The organism is Sporosarcina sp. P19 (assembly GCF_002743165.1).
In the GTDB taxonomy this organism is placed as follows: domain Bacteria; phylum Bacillota; class Bacilli; order Bacillales_A; family Planococcaceae; genus Sporosarcina; species Sporosarcina ureae.
The window spans coordinates 74,718-91,295 of sequence record NZ_PDYR01000009.1; the positions used below are offsets into that span (position 1 = coordinate 74,718).

Here is a 16,578-nt window from a genome sequence, read left to right on the forward strand (position 1 = left end):
AGTATAGTAACTTCCGGGACATCCTCTTTTTACTCTATTATTAATCAATCAAACTGCTTCGTTAGGTTCGCCATCTCAATAGCAGACACCGCTGCGTCCCAGCCTTTGTTCCCCGCCTTAGTGCCTGCACGCTCGATTGATTGCTCAATTGTATCCGTTGTGAGCACTCCAAAGATTACAGGGATACCTGATTGCATACCAGCTTGCGAAACACCTTTTGCCACTTCATTACAAACAAAGTCAAAATGAGGAGTCGCACCACGGATGACCGTGCCTAGTGTAATGACTGCGTCATATTTTTTAGAATCTGCCATTTTCTTTGCGATTAACGAGATTTCAAACGCACCTGGCACCCACGCTATGTCTACATCCGCTTCATCTACACCATGACGTTTAAACGCGTCTTGTGCACCAGAAAGTAACTTCCCTGTGATGAACTCGTTAAACCGCCCTACGACGATACCTACTTTTAAACCAGTACCTACTAAATGTCCTTCGAATAAATTACCCATTTTTCATCTCTCCTCATAAAGTTAATAAATGACCTAGTTTTTCCGCTTTTGTGTGTAAATACTTTTCGTTTGCTTCATTAAATGGTAGCTGGATCGAGACGCGTTCCACCACTTCTAATTCATATCCTTTTAAACCAGCGATTTTCTTCGGATTATTCGTCAGCAAACGCATTTGCGTAATACCGAGTTCACGAAGAATTTGTGCGCCGATACCGTAATCACGTAAATCAGCCGCAAATCCAAGTTTTTCATTCGCTTCTACCGTGTCATAGCCTTGTTCTTGCAGTGCATAGGCTTTCAGTTTATTCATCAATCCTATGCCTCTGCCCTCTTGACGCATATACAACAATACACCGCGCCCTTCTTCTTCAATTTGAGAGAGAGCCGCTTGCAGTTGCGGACCACAGTCACAACGGCATGATCCAAAGACATCGCCTGTTAAGCATTCTGAATGAACTCTCACTAAGACCGGCTCTTCTGTCGTAACGTCGCCCTTTACCAACGCAACATGTTCTTTGCCTGTCATAGTCTCGGTATAGCCGACCATGCAGAATTCTCCATAGTCCGTTGGCAGCTTGATCTCTGCTTCACGTATAACTAAATGCTCTCGCTGTAGACGGTAATGAATGAGGTCTTGAATGGTGATTAGTTTCAAATCTAATTCTTCAGCCATCTGACGTAACTCTGGCACACGCGCCATCGTTCCGTCTTCACTCATGATTTCACAAATTACACCTGCAGAAGCGCTGCCTGCCAGTCGCGCCAAATCTATCGCAGCTTCAGTATGTCCCGTACGTTCCAGTACACCACCTGATTTCGCTACGAGTGGAAATATATGTCCAGGACGTTTGAATTCACCTGCTGTTGCATTCGGTCCCATCATTTTAACGATTGTATCTGCACGTTCAAATGCACTGATCCCGGTATGGGTGGAGTTGTGATCGATACTGATTGTAAACGCCGTACCATGTGAATCCGTATTATTATCGGTCATCATCTGCAAGCCTAGTTGGGCTGCTTTCTGTTCTGTTATCGGTACACAAATCAATCCTCGACCTTTCGTTGCCATGAAGTTGATGATTTCAGGCGTAACCTGGTCGGCCAATGCTACAAAATCCCCTTCATTCTCTCGATCTTCATCATCCACTACGATTACAACTTTACCTTGTCGTAAATCTTCTAACGCTTCTTCAATTGTATGAAACATCCTCATTCACTCCTTCACATAAATCCGTGTTGTTGTAAAAAATCTTTCGACATTGTTTGATCCGTATCTTGTCTTTTTTGCAACATATTCTCAACATATTTCGCGAGCATATCGCATTCAAAGTTGACTACATCCCCTACCGGCTTTTTCGCGATGACTGTCATTTCCTGCGAATGTGGAATCAACGAAATCGTAATATCCGTATCTTTCACTTCGAAGATCGTCAATGAAGTACCATCCAATGCGATAGAGCCTTTATGTAACAAATAGGGATCATATCCTTGCGGTAATGACAAGCGTATATATAATGCATTATCAACTGTTCGCTTATCACGGATCGTGGCTATTCCGTCTACGTGTCCCGTGACAAAATGTCCACCTAACCTGCCATTTGCCGCGAGTGCCCGCTCAAGATTCACAGGACTTCCCATCGCTAATTGTCGTAGTGAAGTAGAGGATACGGTTTCAGGCATGACGTCCGCTGCAAATCGATCTTTCGAAAAGCTCTTTACCGTCAAACAGACACCATTGACTGCGATACTGTCCCCAACTCTCACATCTGTCAATACAAGAGATGCTGCTATCGTTAGTGTCATAGACTGAGCACCAGGTTGTATTTGCTGAACTGAACCAATCTCTTCAATTATTCCTGTAAACACTGTTTAATCACTCTCTTTCGGTACAGCTATGATTTTAATGTCTGGACCGATCATTTCCACACTTTCAAATGTTAGCGGAAGCGCCTCATTCATCATTAGAGGATCCAGCCCGCTAATTGGCGTCAAAGATCCAATTCCACCAAGTAATTTTGGCGCTACATAGCAAATGACTTTCTGTACAGCTCGCGCTTTTACGAATGAAGCATTAATAGCAGCGCCACCTTCTACAAGCAATGTCATGACTCCACGTCTTCCTAGCTCTAGTAGAATATCTTCTACAATTAGCTGAGGTTTCTGCATTCGGATGATCTCGACATGCGGCTTCTTGAGTAACTTTTCACGTGATAATTCCGCATATTTTCCGCAAAAAATCCACGTCGGTGCTTCTGCGTTTTGAATGATCTGGCTAGATTCCGGTGTTCGTAAAGATGTATCTAAAATAACTCGAATAGGATGTCGTCCACCTAGGGGCAGTCTGGTGGTGAGAAGAGGATTGTCATGAAGAAGCGTTTGCACACCTACTAAAATTGCATCTTGCGTATGGCGAAGCTGATGGACATCGAGTCGCGCTTGCTCACTCGTCACCCATTTGCTATCTCCTTTTGAAGTCGCAATTTTACCGTCTATCGTCATAGCTGTTTTCATTGTCACATGAGGTGTTTTATTTTTAATAAAATGAAAAAATGGTGCATATAGGTTTTTAGCAAGTTCAACGGAAACCGATTCGGTTACTTCTACTCCTGCCTCACGAAGTTTTGCAATGCCTTTACCTGCTACAAGCGGATTCGGATCCGCTGTTGCGACGAAGACACGTTTGATACCCGCTTGAATAACGGCATCTGCACAAGGTGAAGTTTTACCGGTGTGTGAACACGGTTCAAGTGTTACATACAAATCAGCATCCGTTGCTTTGGCTCCAGCCATATCTAGCGCCACTCGTTCGGCATGGCGCTCTCCCGCTTGTAAATGTGCGCCCATTCCAATGATCCGGCCCGCTTTTACGACAACCGCACCTACAGGTGGATTAGGAGAGGTTTGACCTGCCACATTTTCCGCGAGTTGCAAAGCCATTTCCATATAATTTTGATTCATTGAGCAACACTCCAACTTACGGTATTCCTCTAGTGACAATTCTACATACAAAAGCCCCGCAAAAGAGTATGCGGGGCTTGTAACCATGACTAAATAAACGTTATAAACAGTAATGAAAAATCATTACATGTAGTATATACGCACTGTTCCTTCTCTCATCCAGACTTTAACTGTCGGCTTTGGAGTTTCACCAAATCCACCTTCTGCTTTATATAAAGCATCCGGGTCACGGACTAAGAGCTTGTAAGCTCATCACCGTCGGTAGGGAATTACGCCCTGCCCCGAAGGAAACTTATTCGATTAATTAAGAGTCTAGCACATGTGATGACTAAATAACAACAACTGAATAATTATTCAGATAAAAATACCCATTTGTCTACTGTAAATCGTTCCACTGCTTCCATGTTTGGAATGTATCCGATTCCATCTCCTGTCGGAACCGTAATATAACCTTCATTAGCCACTACTTCTGGTGTAATAATATCTTGTTCCCAGTAACGTGAAGACCCCGCTGTGTCACCAGGGAGCGTGAAATTAGGTAATGTTGTCAATGCTATGTTTTGCGCTCGGCCAATACCCGATTCCAGCATGCCGCCACACCATACATCGATCCCTTTTGTAGCACAATAATCATGAATTTTCTTTGCTTCTGACAAGCCACCCACTCTACCAGTTTTCACGTTAATAATTTTACAACTACCCAGTTCGATAGCTTTACGCGTATCTTCCAACGAATGAATACTTTCATCTAGACATATTGGTGTCTTAATTTGTTTTTGTAGTGTTGCGTGATCGATAATATCGTCGGAAGCAAGTGGTTGCTCAATCATCATTAAATTAAACTGGTCCAGTTCTTTCAACAACTCTACATCGTCTAGTGTATAAGCAGAGTTCGCATCTGCCATTAACGGTACATCAGGATAGGCTTCTCGAATGGCACGAATCACTTCCACGTCATATCCAGGTTTGATTTTCACTTTAATGCGCTTATATCCCTCTTCTATAAATCCATTAATATCGGCCAATAAATCTTCAACATGTTCCTCAATTCCAATGCTGATACCTACTTCAATACGTTGCCGTTTCCCTCCGAGTGCTGCGGCAAGCGTCATATGGTGATGTTTCGCATATACATCCCATATCGCCCCTTCAATTGTCGCTTTAGCCATATTATTTTTGCGGATATGCCCAAATAAATCACTTACTTCATCGGGATGTGAAATAGTCTTGCCAAGCACTGCAGGAATCAGGAAATCACGCAGCATGTGAATCGTCGTTTCGGTCGTTTCTTCACTATACCAAGGTGCCGTAAACGCAACCGACTCTCCCCATCCCTCATGCCCGTCCGCGTCCGTGACAGTTGCCAAAAGGAAATCTTTCTGCTGTATCGTTCCGAAACTTGTTGTAAATGGATGTTTCATCGTCATATTCATTCTACGAATTGTAATCGAGTTAATTTTCATTGGATAAGCTCCTTTAATTTTGCAACGGAATGATGGATCGTTTACAGAAACGATAGTACTGGACAGGTTCTTCTGTTCTGCATACATCGACCAAAGCGAACCCTTCATCACACAGTTGTTGAAATATATTTCTCGTTTCCATTCGCCATTCATAGGCAAATTGCGGATTTTCTTTCTTCATCAATTGAATTTGTTTGGGTACTGGCACTTCTATCGCTTCTGCCTCCAGCCAATCATTCGTTTCCGGCAAAAGTACGACAGGGTGTGAATCTTCACTCAAGTGAATTTGAAAAGGACGACTATATGTGAGATCAGGTTGCCATTTCTCCAACACACGCGGACTATCAATCCACCAGGCCACTTGAAAACGATCAGTCGGTAAGCCTTTGTTTAACCCATCGTCCATACTTCCATAGCAATTAACTATATAGTCATAGCACACACCGTATAACTTTGAAGTATTTAAGTAGGCGTTGCGACTTTCGAGCGGATCGAATGTCCAGACGATCAATCGATATCCCATTTCCCGCGCCAGACGAAGTTGTTCTTCTTTTAAAAGCTTACCAATGCCCATCATTTGAAATTCTTCATCTACCGCAAGCATGTGAGAGCATAGATATACTTCCCCTTCTGAATATCCTGCAAAGCTATAGGAATAGCCAATCAAACGATTTTCTAGAAATGCTCCGACAATTAAGCCACCATTTTTGACTGCAGTGATGGTTTGATGGACAGGAATAGGTTCCATTCCCCAAATCCGCTTCTCAAGTTTTTGTACGGAATAAATGTCTTCGATAGCTGTCACTTTTCTAACTTTTATATCCTTCCTCATACTGTCACCTTCTATTTTTTAGATTGGAATGTTAATTCGATGGCTGTTGTCAAAATTTCGACTCCTGTTGCCAATGCATCTTGATTAAACGTCATATATGGATGGTGAAGTCCTGGTGTTAAGCCACATCCCAATCCAAGCATTGTACTTTTGACACTCGGTCGGCGGACAGAATAAAAGTGAAAATCTTCTCCTCCGGGTGTGACGACAGTACGTGTAGCCTTCTCTTCGCCAATTACTTTAACAATCGCCTGATACATAAGATCTTCCGCTTCGGCATCTACTTCCGCTGCGACCATTTCCGCCATTATTTTATAGTTAATTTCTACATCGTATTGTCTTTCAACCGCTTGAATTACACGTTCCACTTGTTCATATAATTCGTCCATGACACCATTTTCTTGGGCACGTAAATCCAAACTGAATTTCGCGTTTCCTGGAATAATATTTGCGGATTTGCCTCCCGCTTGGAACATCGTCATCTTTGCTGTATGGGAAACCATCGGATTACAATGAATGGACTGCAAGCCTCCCACTAACGAAGCACCAACCTCGATAGCATTCTTTCCTTGATGTGGCCTTGCGCCATGTGCTTCCGTCCCCTTTATCGTTCCACTAATCATCTTCGCCGCCCCGTGACGCAGGGAAGCAGCGGAGTAACCGTCCGCCATTTCATCTGCAGCCCGTACATGAACGCCAAATAAATAATCGATATCATCGATCAATCCCTGCTCAAGAACAGCTAACGCACCTTCGCCCTTCTCTTCTGCTGGCTGGAAGAATACTTTCAATGTTCCTTTTTGAGGAATACCACGCTCTTTTGCCATAAGCAAGGCGCCAATTCCCATGGTCATATGTCCATCATGTCCGCATGAGTGATTCGCTTGATAAACACCATCTACTTCTTGCCACAATGCATCTATATCCACGCGTAATCCGACTACTGGCTTACCTTCACCAATCGTCACGGATAAACCTGTTATTCCATCAAATACATTCACATGAAATCCTTCACTCTCAAGAAATTCTTTCAAGTAAGTTGTTGTTTCTGTTTCCTTCCAACTGACTTCCGGATGACTGTGTAAATGCGCAAACACTTCATCTAGTTTCGGCTTCAGTAACTGTACTTGCTCATTCATTAAGACGCCTCCTAATATCTGTCGTTCATTGTTATCTATCGCATGATTTAATCCTGACTTTTCAAACTTCTCAATAATTCTAACATAAAAAAGACTTCTCTTTCACATCGTGTGAAAGGAAGTCTTTTTTGTATTCACTAAAAAGTCCAAAGAATCATCATACCAAATAATAGCGTCATGTAATTGACTGAATATAAGAACATGAAGTTAGCCCACTTATAATCATCTTTTGCATAAAACCCGTAGATACTAGCCGCAATATATCCAAGGTTCATCAATGTCGCGATGATAATGAAAGTAGTACCGAACATCGTTAATAAAAACGGTAACGGCAATAAACATAATACATAAACCAACATTTGGCGCTTAGTGAAATTAAATCCATAAACAACAGGCAACATCGCTACGTTAGCCGCGCTATAATCTTTATACTTTTTCATAGCAATTGCAAATGTATGAGGCATTTGCCAAATGAATAGTATAGCAACCAAAACAATAGGTACGATATGATCCGCCGACATAATAGCTGCCCATCCTATGAGGGGAGTTACTGCTCCCGACACACTACCAATGACTGTATTTAATGTATATTTACGTTTAGACCACATGGTATAGGGTATTACATACGTAAACCATCCGATAAATGCATAAATCGCCGCTTCTAAAGTAGTGAATAATAATAATAACATGCCAATCCCCGATAATATCAAACCGGTTTTTAATACGGTTTTCAAAGCAAAACTTCCTGTCACAGTCGGACGTTTTTTCGTTCTCTCCATCACCGTATCAATATCAGAATCAAACCAGTTATTCATTACAAGTGCACCTGCAACTAAAAAGGTGCTACCTATCATGGTTAGCAGAAACACACCCCAGTTACCTGTAAGTGTCATACCTGAAAAATATAGTGCCAACCAAAACCCCGTAAAAACCGGAAAGACATTCGCGATTAATACAGGTCCTTTAACTAATGATTTAATATCCGAGAAGAAGGTAGACGCCGAGCGGCTTTGAGTCGTACTCGAAACAACATGGGCTTCTTTCGTCATATGGGTCCGTTCTCCTTTTACGTTACATTTAAATATTTTTTCCATTCGTACATATAACTATATCATTTTCTTAAAAGTAAAATCAAAAAATCAAGACGATTCCTTTTAAACTGTTACAAAGATTTGTCCAAAGTGCATAAATAAACATATCGCACGATAAAATTTCCTTTTATATACACAGTCAACATATTATATATTATCATTTCCCCTATGATTCGACAAAGCACGAACCTTTACCCCCTATAGGTTAACACCTTAGTTTATCCACCATAATCAATCGAATGTCATTAATTTTTTTATTATAAAACGCAGCTGAATATCTCTTTAAAATCGCATGAAACCGAGAGTTGTCTTAATAATTAAATTGATATTAATTTAATTATCCTGTAAACTCGTGTAATAGTATCGCGAGAATAATGATGGTTTTTCCTTGATCTCTTGAACTATCTACATATTATAACTTATGTCTGATTTTAAGATATCCGAGCAAAAAACAGCATTTCGTGATGAAAAAATTATAAAAAGAAAGGGTTTGATTTTTTGAGAAAGTTTATGTTATTTTTATCTGTCTTTACATTACTACTATTAACTGCGTGTGGTAACAGTGACAGCAAAGATTCAATTAGCACAATTAAACTAGCAGATGCAGGATGGGATAGTATTCGGTTCCACAACGGCATTGCACAAATCATTTTAGAAGAAGGCTACGGCTATGATACGGAAATAGTAAACGGTACTTCTTCTGCAACATTGCAAGCGTTACAGCAAGGTGATCTACACGTTTATACAGAAGTTTGGTCTGATAACTTGGGTGACGCGTATACAAAAGCAATCGACAGTGGAGACATTGAATCCGTTTCAACAAACTTCGACGATAACTCACAAGGCCTGTATGTCCCTACATACGTTATTAAAGGCGATCCAGAGCGTAATATTGAGGCAGTAGCTCCGGATTTGAAAACAGTAAAAGACTTAGAAAAGTATCCCGAACTATTCCAAGATCCTGAAAACAAGGATAAGGGACGGATCATCGGTGCACCATCTAGCTGGATAGTTAGTAAACACTTAGATGAAAAGTTAACTACTTATGGATTAAATGAAAAGTTTACGTATTTAGCTCCAGGTTCAGACTCATCTATCGTAGCGGACTTAGCTAGCGCATATAAAAAAGGTGAGCCTTGGGTTGGGTATTACTGGTCACCTACTTGGGTCACTGCAACATATGACTTAACACTTTTAGAAGACGAGCCATTTGATCAAGAGGCTTGGGATAAAGATAAGTCTGGTGAATTCCCTCCTAATGATGTCTACGTCAGTGTCCATAAAGACTTGAAAACACAAGCTCCTGAAGTAGTAGAGTTCTTCAGCCATTACGAAACTAGCAGTGCTTTAACAGAAGATGCATTAAAATATATGGGTGAAAATGAAGCTAGTCCAGAAGATACTGCAAAGTGGTTCATGAAAGAAAATGAAGAACTTTGGACTTCATGGGTGCCTGAAGATGTTGCGGAAAAAGTAAAAGCAGCACTGTAATACATTATAGATTTTCGGGGTGGACGCTTTCCGCTCCACCCTTTTTAATTTGCACGAATACTAAAAGTAGAGAAAGAGAGGGACAAGCTAGTACGTCCTAGCTTACTGCCTATGAATGAATTCCCTAACGTCAGAATACCTATAGGAGATTATGTAGAAAAGTTTATTGATTTTCTTGCAATGAATTTTGGCTGGCTATTTGATTTCATCTTCACTATTGCCTCCACTACAATCCGAACGATTGAAACAGCTTTACTCGCTACACCTTGGTGGGCCATCATGATTGTGGTTTTCCTACTTGGTTGGTATTTAAATTCCGTTTTAAACGGTATTATGTTTGCCGCCTTTATCTTTTTGATTGGATCCTTCAATTTATGGGAAGATACGATGACAACAGTTGCTATTATCGTCATTTCAGTTGTACTATCCCTTGCGATCGGTATTCCAGTCGGCATCTTAATGGCATTTAGTAAAACATTTTCCGTCATCATGCGTCCTCTATTGGATGCCATGCAGACAATGCCTACATTCGTCTACTTGATACCCGTAATATTCTTTTTCCCTCTGGGGAACGTTCCCGCAATCATTGCGACCATCATTTATGCGTTACCTCCAGTGATCCGTTTAACAGAACTTGGTATTCGAAACGTTGATTCTGAAGTGATTGAGTCTGCAGAATCATTTGGCTCTTCTCGAAACCAAATGTTAATGAAAGTACAATTACCACAAGCATTGCCTACTATGATGGCAGGAATCAACCAAACGACGATGATGGCCTTATCCATGGCTGTTGTCGGTTCCATGGTTGGTGCTCACGGTTTGGGTGAACGTGTACTATTCTCTATTAACCAAATCAATATTTCACTAGGATTCGAAGCAGGTATCAGTATCGTGTTCTTAGCGATTATTATTGACCGTTTAACAAATGGAGTAGCAAACCGCCTACAAAATACAGGGAGGAGATCAGCATGACCGTTAAACTTAAAGTAGAAAATGTCACCAAGATCTTTGGTCCTCGCCCGAAGAAAGTCATTCCTATGATCGAAAAAGGAACTACTAAGCGGGAAATCCTTGAAAAGACTGGACATACAGTAGGTGTCTATAATGCCAACATGGAAATCATGGAAGGTGAAACTTTTGTAATTATGGGGCTATCTGGAAGTGGTAAATCAACACTGATCCGTTGCTTCAACTTGTTGAACAAGCCTACGTCAGGTGCAATTTATGTAGATGGTGAGAATATTGTCAAGTACAATAAAGAACAATTGAAATTTTACCGTCAGAAGAAAATCGCAATGGTCTTCCAGCACTTTGGTTTATTCAGCCATAGGACCGTTATAGAAAACATTGAATACGGTCTAGAAATTCGCGGACTATCGAAGAGTGAGCGTCGCGATATCGCACAAAAACATATTGAGACGGTCGGTCTGAAAGGGTATGAAAATCAATATCCTGATGAATTGTCAGGCGGTATGCGGCAGCGTGTCGGTATTGCACGTGCTTTGACAAATGATCCCGATATTCTATTAATGGACGAGCCATTCAGTGCGCTCGATCCGCTTATTCGCAGAGAGATGCAAATGGAACTTTTGGATATTCAAACACGTCTTCAAAAAACGATCATCTTCATCACACATGATGTCAACGAAGCATTCCGTATTGGTGACCGCGTGGCGGTTATGAAAGATGGTCACGTAGAGCAAATCGGTACTCCGGAAGAGTTATTAGAAACACCTGCAAACGATTATATTATGGACTTCACTCGTGAAATCGACCGTTCGAAAGTGTTACAAGCTATGAATATCATGTCAAAGCCATTGAGTGTTATGAATGGTAAAGATGGTTTGCATGTCGCGATCAAGAATATGAAGGAGAACGGTATTTCTAGTGTCTTCATTACGAATCGTGAACGACAGTTGCTTGGCTTAGTAACAATCGACTGTGCGATTGAAGGCGTGAAAAACAAAAAAACATTAGATGAAGTGATGACAACTGATGTATTGACCGCTACTCCTGAGGAATATGTACAAGACATAATTCCCCGTGTACTAGATTCCAAATACCCACTTGTTGTTATAGATGAAACGAACCGAATTGAAGGTATTATTTTACGGGTTCATATACTTTCAAGCATAATTAGCAACTCCGCTGATGATGAAGAAGATGAGGAGACACTAATTAATCCAGTCGAAACAGTTAAAGTAGCTGAATAACAAAAAAGGGAAGAATGGGCCTGCCCACTCTTCCCTTTTTATTAGTTTTTTCCGGAAACACCGGCACTTTCAAAGGTTGCCATTTCATTGATCATCAACACAGCTGATCGAATGATACTGAATGCAACTGCTGCACCTGTACCTTCCCCTAAACGCATGGACAAAGACAGAATGGGTTCTTTTCCTAAATATTGAAATGCCTTTTGATGTCCCGGTTCCACGGATTGATGACCAAGTAACATATATCCTGTTGCGCCTTGGCTTATAGCTTCCGCCACACAAGCTGCCGCAGTAGAGATAAATCCGTCTAAAATGATAGGTACGCGCTTAGAAGCGGCCGCAAGCATTGCTCCTACCATCGCAGCCAATTCTAGACCACCAACCTTACGTAGCACGTCATAGCCGTCTGAAGAATTAGGCTGATGAAGAGCTAGCGCTTCCCGAACTACTGTAATCTTATGAAGATGTTGTTTAGACGATATTCCTGTTCCGTAACCAACGAGTTCTTCCGGATCTAAACCTGTTATGGCCGCCACTACAGCACTGCTTGTCGTAGTATTACCAATACCGACTTCCCCTACTACTAAGAAATCTACACCTTTTTCAAATAGCGCCATCGCTTCTTCATAGCCAATCTCCAGCGCTTTCTCTACTTCTTCCTGAGTCATCGCCTCGGTACGTAGAAAGTTCTCCGACCCCTGTCGAATCTTCCGGTCTTTCACGGGTGCTGAAAACGACTCTCCCATCACACCCACGTCAACCAATGAAAATTCTGCTTGTTGCTGTCTGCTGAATACATTGATTGCTGCTCCGCCTACCGCCATATTCTGTACCATCTGACGTGTGACTAGTTGTGGGAATGCTGAAATCCCTTCTTCTACAATTCCGTGATCTGCTGCGAATACTAATACACCTAATCGATTTATGCTAGGCTGTTTCCGACCTTGTATCTCTGCCAACGTAATTACGATTTCTTCAAGTTTCCCTAAACTTCCGATAGGTTTCGTCAATGTATCTACATACGCTTTTGCTTCCACTCCTGCCGAGACGTCCAAGGCAGGGATAGTATACTGTTTCAAGTGATGACCTTCTTTCTTATTATGTACAAACATTCATTAGTTTTCTATTTAAGTATATCAGTAGACCTTAATGAGTATCCAATTAAATAACTAGTATGCAAATAATGTCGTTTAAAGGTATACTATAGATAGCGGAGGTGTCATACTTTACGCTAGTTACATTACTATCAGAAAAGGGGCGATCCACATGATTAGTGAAAAATTAGCACAAGCGTTGAACGAGCAAATGAATAATGAATTTGCCGCAGCACAAACATACTTATCCATGGCATCTTACTGTGAATATCGCAATTACAGCGGATTTGCGCACTTCTTTCTACAGCAGGTAGAAGAAGAACGTCAACACGCAATGAAAATCTATACTTATTTGAATGATCGCGGGATCCGTGCGATTATTACAGAAACACCTGCACCAACTACTTCATTTGATAACTTGGTCCACACGTTTGAAGTGGCATTATTACAAGAAAAAGAAGTAACAAAATCATTTTATCAAATCATGGATATGGCATGGGAAGAAAAGGAACATGCAACGATTTCTTTCCTGAACTGGTTCCTTGACGAGCAAGTAGAAGAGGAAGCAACATTCGATAGACATATCGAATATTTGAAGCGGATCCGTGACGATAAGAACGCATTGTTCATCTACGAGAAAGAACTTTCCACACGTTCATTTGAAGCCGAATAAAAATCAGGCAAGCTAGTGGTCCATAGACCTCTTGCTTGCCTGCTCTAATTCAGTTATACGGTTCAAACACGTTTCACATATACAACGTTTGTACAGGTCTTCTTCTGGTATTTGTCGAAACACTTCTTGCGGAAAGGTCATCTTTGTACACCAGCAATGTTCGTCACTTTCCATTGTATTACCACACAAATTATTCCCCCGACAAATCGGACATTCGCTTTTCATGTATTCCCCTTTCTACAACCGATGCTTGTCCAGCTCGGCCGTATTTTTCTTCTCTAACTCCTCTACACGTTCTTCTAATTCCTTATTACGTTTCATACTTTCCATCGAATACAAACCTGCTAGTAAAGCGACCACAAATGTTGCGTAGTTAAACCACTCCATACATTCCGCCCCTTTTTTACTTTTGTTTTTTCAAAAACATTTCATACACTTTTTTCAATGTGTCAGGTGTGAGTTCCATATTATGTTCATACATATATTTCACTGCATATCCTAGCGCAACTGTCATAGACCCGGCAACACTTGCGGCAACGACCATTCCTGCACCCGGAATCACTTTAACGATTTGACGGAAAGCTGTTTTTCCGATATTCCCTACGATCGTTGCAATGATCAGCTCCTTGGCGTGGTCTTTCGTAATCGGTTTTCCATATAATGTAGATAACTTCAACATGAGGCCCACTTGCAATGTTGTCAACGGTATAAAGTCAGCACCCGGAATGGGAACTGCTCCAATCGTAGCCGCTGATGCACCTGCTGCAAGAATCCATCGTTTAGCAATGGACGACTTATCGTTCATATGCGCTGCGAGTAATAGATCTTTATTAACATCTTTTAATTGTTGTAGGATCTCTTTTTGCAGGAATTCCATTTGTTCTCCTGTCTTTGAAGAGATTGGAATAACCGGATAGGCAAATCCAGTATGCTCCAAAACATAGTTCACTAAACTCGGAATATCATCAGCTGCATCTATTTTATTGAGTACGAGAATGATTTTCTTATTGAGCGTGGCAATCTTATTTAATGATTTTAGTTCCGTATCTGACAATACCGTACCCGCTGCATTCAAGAAAAATAAAATCACATCTGCTTGATTATAAAATTTTAGCGTCTCATTTGAATGTTCCTGATAAATATCATCAAGACCCGGTGTATCAACAAACAGTATATTGTCTGTGTAATAAAACTTTTTAACTTCCTTCGTTTCCCCTGGCTGCGCTCCCACTTCTGCTACATCTTTTTGCATAAGACGATTCAGTGTAGATGACTTCCCTGCATTGATGTCCCCGACCATCGCAATAAGAATTTCTTTTTGTAGTTGTTCATTGATTAGATCAGATTCTTGTTTAAACACTTCATCAAATGATTCATCTGACATGAAATTTGGTGTTTTCATTGTAGCACTCCTATTCATTGAATTTGATTATTCAGATTATCTCATTGTAAAAAAGAGCATCAGTCATTCACCTACTCTTGACTGATGCTCAACGCTATTTTTCTGGTTACTTAGTAATAAGGTGAAATCAATATATACACAAGTACTCCGGTAAAGCTAACATATAACCATATAGGCATCGTCCAACGTGCAATTTTGCGGTGGCGCGGGATTTCCATATTCCATGCTCTTGCGACACTTGTTAGTGCGAGTGGAACGATTGCAGCAGCTAACACGATGTGTGAGAACAAGATGAAGTAATAGAATCCAGCCAAGAAACCACTACCACCAAACGGTGTGGACTCTGATAAAAAGTGATACGCGACATACGTCACTAAAAATAAAGCGGTTGTCCCAAATGCTGCATAGATAAAACGTTCATGCAATTTGATATTTTTCTTCAAGATCGCGACTAATGCACAGACAAGAAAAATAAAGGTGAAAGTGTTAAATATGGCATTCAATAGAGGCAAGATTGTAATATCAAATGCTGTGAAGTTTTCTACACCCGGCATGCCTGCCAAGATGCCAATCGCACCGATGAGAATGACTGAGATAATGATAATCGCCGGACGGTAATTCCTTTTCTTGAAATTTGCAGGCGGTGTTGTTTGATTCGAATAGTTCATCTAATAGCACTCCTAATTCTATATTCATAACTACCCTATATCGTACCATACGTAACATGCTATGCAGATCATAATTGTGTCGATTTTTGAAATTGCTCTTCCGTTTCTTCTCTGAATTCATTAATCACTTTTATAAATTTTGCAATGGTCGGTGTTAAATAAGAATCTGCACGTCGTACAAATACCGTTTTAATTTGGCTGTATTTGGGCGGCAGATGATAGCAATAGACTGATCCCTGATCTAACAAATGAGAAACAGTTGATCTCGGAACGAATGTCACGCCTAATCCTGCCGCCACACTGCCGAGAATCGTCTCCAATGTTCCAAACTCCATCATTTTCGTCGGCTTGAATTGCTCAGCTTCAAGCCATGACTCTAAACGAGCTCGATAACCACAACCCTTTCTGAAACAAAGAATTGGCTCATCTTTAATATCTTCAATGGATTGGAATGGTTTACTCGAAAGCAACACGAGTTCTTCTTCGAGTACATCATGGACAGCTAAGTCGGGATGCGTAGTTCCTTCTGAGATGAAAGCTCCGTCTAGTTGATGGTTCAGGACCTTAGACTGCAATCGTTCTGTTACACCTGTCAATAGTGAAATATCGACTTGCTTATATTTTTTATTATACCTCGACAGAATAATTGGCAATTTGATGACCGTTTCAACCGAGCCTAGCTCAAGCTTTCCTGTAGGTTCTTTGTCATTCTGCACGATTTTCCTCATTTCATTCGTTAGCGATAAAATCTTCTCGCTGTATATGAGAAGTCGTTTCCCTTCAGGCGTCAAGATCATTCCTCGGTTGTGTCGGTTAAATAACGGCGTCTTTAATTCCGCTTCGAGCTTTTGTATACGCGACGTGATATTTGACTGTACGTAACGTAATTCTTTAGCAGCCGCCGTGATCGTTCCTTTCTCTGCGACCATCTGGAATATCTCTAAGTCTTTAAATTCCATGGTTAGCCTCCTAGTAAAACACTCTTATGTATATGATATCAATAAAATCGATAGTAGTCATCATTATTATTCGTTTTACGTGA

General features: G+C 41.0%; 18 protein-coding genes and 1 riboswitch. Of the genes, 4 read left to right on the forward strand and 14 right to left on the reverse strand.

Annotated elements, in window-relative coordinates; translation table 11 throughout:
- Window positions 1-44: 44 nt before the first annotated feature.
- The 8 genes from ribH to cyoE form a co-directional block, all read right to left on the reverse strand.
- The gene (gene ribH, locus CSV74_RS10895) at window positions 45-512 is read right to left on the reverse strand and encodes a 6,7-dimethyl-8-ribityllumazine synthase (RefSeq protein WP_029052727.1); all 468 of its coding nucleotides are present in this window, start codon (window positions 510-512) and stop codon (window positions 45-47) included.
- 13 nt (window positions 513-525) lie between these two features.
- A complete protein-coding gene (locus CSV74_RS10900) occupies window positions 526-1,719 on the reverse strand; it encodes a bifunctional 3,4-dihydroxy-2-butanone-4-phosphate synthase/GTP cyclohydrolase II (RefSeq protein WP_099691665.1) in 1,194 nt (397 codons plus the stop codon).
- A gap of 14 nt (window positions 1,720-1,733) precedes the next feature.
- Complete coding sequence (gene ribE, locus CSV74_RS10905; protein ID WP_099691666.1) at window positions 1,734-2,378, reverse strand: riboflavin synthase; 645 nt, start codon at window positions 2,376-2,378, stop codon at window positions 1,734-1,736.
- A gap of 3 nt (window positions 2,379-2,381) precedes the next feature.
- Window positions 2,382-3,470, reverse strand: coding sequence for a bifunctional diaminohydroxyphosphoribosylaminopyrimidine deaminase/5-amino-6-(5-phosphoribosylamino)uracil reductase RibD (gene ribD / locus CSV74_RS10910; RefSeq protein WP_099691667.1), 1,089 nt, complete (start codon window positions 3,468-3,470; stop codon window positions 2,382-2,384).
- Between the two features lie 143 nt (window positions 3,471-3,613).
- A riboswitch (FMN riboswitch) is annotated at window positions 3,614-3,763 on the reverse strand.
- 57 nt (window positions 3,764-3,820) lie between these two features.
- Window positions 3,821-4,933: an o-succinylbenzoate synthase gene (menC, locus tag CSV74_RS10915; protein WP_099691668.1), complete on the reverse strand. Its 1,113-nt coding sequence runs from the start codon at window positions 4,931-4,933 to the stop codon at window positions 3,821-3,823.
- Window positions 4,934-4,946: 13 nt separating this feature from the next.
- A complete protein-coding gene (locus CSV74_RS10920; RefSeq protein ID WP_099691669.1) occupies window positions 4,947-5,765 on the reverse strand; it encodes a GNAT family N-acetyltransferase in 819 nt (272 codons plus the stop codon).
- Between the two features lie 11 nt (window positions 5,766-5,776).
- Window positions 5,777-6,904, reverse strand: coding sequence for a M20 peptidase aminoacylase family protein (locus tag CSV74_RS10925; protein WP_099691670.1), 1,128 nt, complete (start codon window positions 6,902-6,904; stop codon window positions 5,777-5,779).
- 137 nt (window positions 6,905-7,041) lie between these two features.
- Window positions 7,042-7,953 carry a heme o synthase gene (cyoE, locus tag CSV74_RS10930; RefSeq protein ID WP_029052720.1) on the reverse strand — a complete coding sequence of 304 codons (912 nt, stop codon included), beginning with the start codon at window positions 7,951-7,953 and terminating at the stop codon, window positions 7,042-7,044.
- Window positions 7,954-8,493: 540 nt separating this feature from the next.
- Here cyoE and CSV74_RS10935 point away from each other — a divergent pair.
- The 3 genes from CSV74_RS10935 (at window position 8,494) to CSV74_RS10945 (ending at window position 11,699) form a co-directional block, all read left to right on the forward strand.
- A complete protein-coding gene (locus tag CSV74_RS10935) occupies window positions 8,494-9,486 on the forward strand; it encodes an ABC transporter substrate-binding protein (protein WP_099691671.1) in 993 nt (330 codons plus the stop codon).
- A 111-nt stretch (window positions 9,487-9,597) separates the two neighbouring features.
- A complete protein-coding gene (locus tag CSV74_RS10940) occupies window positions 9,598-10,458 on the forward strand; it encodes an ABC transporter permease (RefSeq protein WP_099691672.1) in 861 nt (286 codons plus the stop codon).
- Entirely contained in the window at window positions 10,455-11,699 is a 1,245-nt protein-coding gene (locus CSV74_RS10945) for a quaternary amine ABC transporter ATP-binding protein (RefSeq protein ID WP_099691673.1), read from the forward strand. The genes CSV74_RS10940 and CSV74_RS10945 overlap by 4 nt, the downstream gene beginning before the upstream one ends.
- 41 nt (window positions 11,700-11,740) lie before the next feature.
- On the opposite strand, the gene cobT is transcribed toward CSV74_RS10945, so the two are convergent.
- Window positions 11,741-12,811, reverse strand: coding sequence for a nicotinate-nucleotide--dimethylbenzimidazole phosphoribosyltransferase (gene cobT, locus CSV74_RS10950; RefSeq protein WP_099691674.1), 1,071 nt, complete (start codon window positions 12,809-12,811; stop codon window positions 11,741-11,743).
- Window positions 12,812-12,965: 154 nt separating this feature from the next.
- On the opposite strand from cobT, the gene CSV74_RS10955 reads away from it, so the two are divergent.
- Window positions 12,966-13,466 (forward strand): ferritin, encoded by a 501-nt coding sequence (locus tag CSV74_RS10955; RefSeq protein ID WP_029055169.1) that lies wholly within the window; start codon window positions 12,966-12,968, stop codon window positions 13,464-13,466.
- 12 nt (window positions 13,467-13,478) lie between these two features.
- On the opposite strand, the gene CSV74_RS10960 is transcribed toward CSV74_RS10955, so the two are convergent.
- The 5 genes from CSV74_RS10960 to CSV74_RS10975 all read right to left on the reverse strand — a co-directional run bounded on the left by CSV74_RS10960 (window position 13,479) and on the right by CSV74_RS10975 (window position 16,495).
- A complete protein-coding gene (locus CSV74_RS10960) occupies window positions 13,479-13,691 on the reverse strand; it encodes a cysteine-rich CWC family protein (RefSeq protein WP_099691675.1) in 213 nt (70 codons plus the stop codon).
- A gap of 12 nt (window positions 13,692-13,703) precedes the next feature.
- Window positions 13,704-13,853 carry a hypothetical protein gene (locus tag CSV74_RS16650; protein WP_155979564.1) on the reverse strand — a complete coding sequence of 50 codons (150 nt, stop codon included), beginning with the start codon at window positions 13,851-13,853 and terminating at the stop codon, window positions 13,704-13,706.
- 16 nt (window positions 13,854-13,869) lie between these two features.
- Window positions 13,870-14,868 carry a YcjF family protein gene (locus CSV74_RS10965; protein WP_029055168.1) on the reverse strand — a complete coding sequence of 333 codons (999 nt, stop codon included), beginning with the start codon at window positions 14,866-14,868 and terminating at the stop codon, window positions 13,870-13,872.
- 110 nt (window positions 14,869-14,978) lie between these two features.
- On the reverse strand, window positions 14,979-15,536 hold the full coding sequence (locus CSV74_RS10970) for a DUF420 domain-containing protein (protein WP_099691676.1): 558 nt from the start codon (window positions 15,534-15,536) through the stop codon (window positions 14,979-14,981).
- Window positions 15,537-15,604: 68 nt separating this feature from the next.
- A complete protein-coding gene (locus CSV74_RS10975; protein WP_099691677.1) occupies window positions 15,605-16,495 on the reverse strand; it encodes a LysR family transcriptional regulator in 891 nt (296 codons plus the stop codon).
- Window positions 16,496-16,578 lie beyond the last annotated feature (83 nt).

Excerpts from the sequence above, each read along its gene's own strand:
- CSV74_RS10940 (WP_099691672.1), top strand. The coding sequence starts at position 9,598 with ATGAATGAATTCCCTAACGTCAGAATACCTATAGGAGATTATGTAGAA.
- CSV74_RS10920 (WP_099691669.1), bottom strand. The coding sequence starts at position 5,765 with ATGAGGAAGGATATAAAAGTTAGAAAAGTGACAGCTATCGAAGACATT.
- ribH (WP_029052727.1), bottom strand. The coding sequence starts at position 512 with ATGGGTAATTTATTCGAAGGACATTTAGTAGGTACTGGTTTAAAAGTA.
- menC (WP_099691668.1), bottom strand. The coding sequence starts at position 4,933 with ATGAAAATTAACTCGATTACAATTCGTAGAATGAATATGACGATGAAA.
- CSV74_RS16650 (WP_155979564.1), bottom strand. The coding sequence starts at position 13,853 with ATGGAGTGGTTTAACTACGCAACATTTGTGGTCGCTTTACTAGCAGGT.
- CSV74_RS10900 (WP_099691665.1), bottom strand. The coding sequence starts at position 1,719 with ATGTTTCATACAATTGAAGAAGCGTTAGAAGATTTACGACAAGGTAAA.
- CSV74_RS10925 (WP_099691670.1), bottom strand. The coding sequence starts at position 6,904 with ATGAATGAGCAAGTACAGTTACTGAAGCCGAAACTAGATGAAGTGTTT.
- CSV74_RS10965 (WP_029055168.1), bottom strand. The coding sequence starts at position 14,868 with ATGAAAACACCAAATTTCATGTCAGATGAATCATTTGATGAAGTGTTT.
- CSV74_RS10975 (WP_099691677.1), bottom strand. The coding sequence starts at position 16,495 with ATGGAATTTAAAGACTTAGAGATATTCCAGATGGTCGCAGAGAAAGGA.
- cobT (WP_099691674.1), bottom strand. The coding sequence starts at position 12,811 with ATGTTTGTACATAATAAGAAAGAAGGTCATCACTTGAAACAGTATACT.
- CSV74_RS10960 (WP_099691675.1), bottom strand. The coding sequence starts at position 13,691 with ATGAAAAGCGAATGTCCGATTTGTCGGGGGAATAATTTGTGTGGTAAT.
- CSV74_RS10955 (WP_029055169.1), top strand. The coding sequence starts at position 12,966 with ATGATTAGTGAAAAATTAGCACAAGCGTTGAACGAGCAAATGAATAAT.
- cyoE (WP_029052720.1), bottom strand. The coding sequence starts at position 7,953 with ATGACGAAAGAAGCCCATGTTGTTTCGAGTACGACTCAAAGCCGCTCG.
- CSV74_RS10945 (WP_099691673.1), top strand. The coding sequence starts at position 10,455 with ATGACCGTTAAACTTAAAGTAGAAAATGTCACCAAGATCTTTGGTCCT.
- CSV74_RS10970 (WP_099691676.1), bottom strand. The coding sequence starts at position 15,536 with ATGAACTATTCGAATCAAACAACACCGCCTGCAAATTTCAAGAAAAGG.
- ribD (WP_099691667.1), bottom strand. The coding sequence starts at position 3,470 with ATGAATCAAAATTATATGGAAATGGCTTTGCAACTCGCGGAAAATGTG.